The organism is Actinomadura sp. 3N407, assembly GCF_052245875.1.
Lineage (GTDB): Bacteria > Actinomycetota > Actinomycetes > Streptosporangiales > Streptosporangiaceae > Spirillospora.
The window spans coordinates 1-825 of sequence record NZ_JBQQBP010000078.1 but is presented as its reverse complement, the minus strand read 5'-3'; the positions used below and the strand labels follow the sequence as shown (position 1 = coordinate 825).

1 protein-coding gene is annotated in these 825 nt (G+C 74.1%); it reads right to left on the bottom strand.

Going from position 1 to position 825, the window contains the following annotated elements:
- Positions 1 to 51: 51 nt before the first annotated feature.
- The coding region (locus tag ACTWPP_RS44995) for a metal ABC transporter substrate-binding protein (protein WP_443110618.1) at positions 52 to 825 on the bottom strand (774 nt) is incomplete at its 5' end.

Genomic DNA, 825 nt, shown 5'->3' with positions numbered 1-825 from the left:
CCGTTCGCGATGGCGGGGGCTCTTCGGATGGCGGCTGGGCCGGGTCGTGTTTCATGAGCACTCCAGCGCTGGGCGCAGCGTCCGCAGGTTCTCGGTCATGATCGTCATGTAGTCGCCGGACGCGCCGTCCTCGATGCCCTCGACCGGGTCCAGCACGGCCGTCCGCACGCCCGCCTCCCGCGCCAGGGACCGCGCGACCTTCGGGCTGACCAGCGTCTCGGTGAAGATCGTCGTGGCGCCGATGGCGGACACCCGGCGCGTCAGTTCGGCCATCCGCTTCGGGGACGGCTCGCTCGACGGGTCGACCCCGGCGACCGGGATCTGGCGCAGGCGGTAGCGGTCGGCGAGGTAGCCGAACGCGCCGTGCGCGGTCACGATCTCCCGGCGCTTGCAGGACGCGAGGCCGTCCTGGAACGCGCGGTCGAGCGTGGCGAGCCGCGCGGCGGTGGCCCCGGCGCGCTGCCGGTAGCCGGGCGCGTGGGCGGGGTCGGCGGCGGCGAGCCGGTCGCCGAGCGCGGTCGCGATGGCCGCCATGCGGCTCGGGTCGAGCCAGATGTGCGGGTCGTAGTCCGCCTCCTCGTGGCGGAGGCCGTCATGCGCCTCCTCGTCGGGTTCGCTTTCCTCCGGCGGGGCCAGCGTCCGGATCACGCTCGCCGCGTCCAGCGACCGGCCCTTCGCGTGCAGCCGGACGGCGTCGTCCACGGCGGGCTGCACGTCCCGCACGTAGACGGCGTAGTCGGCGTCCGATACGTTCGCGACCTGGCGGGCCGTCAGCTCCAGATCGTGCGGCTCGGTTCCGGGTTCGGTGAGCGTCCGCACGAAGAC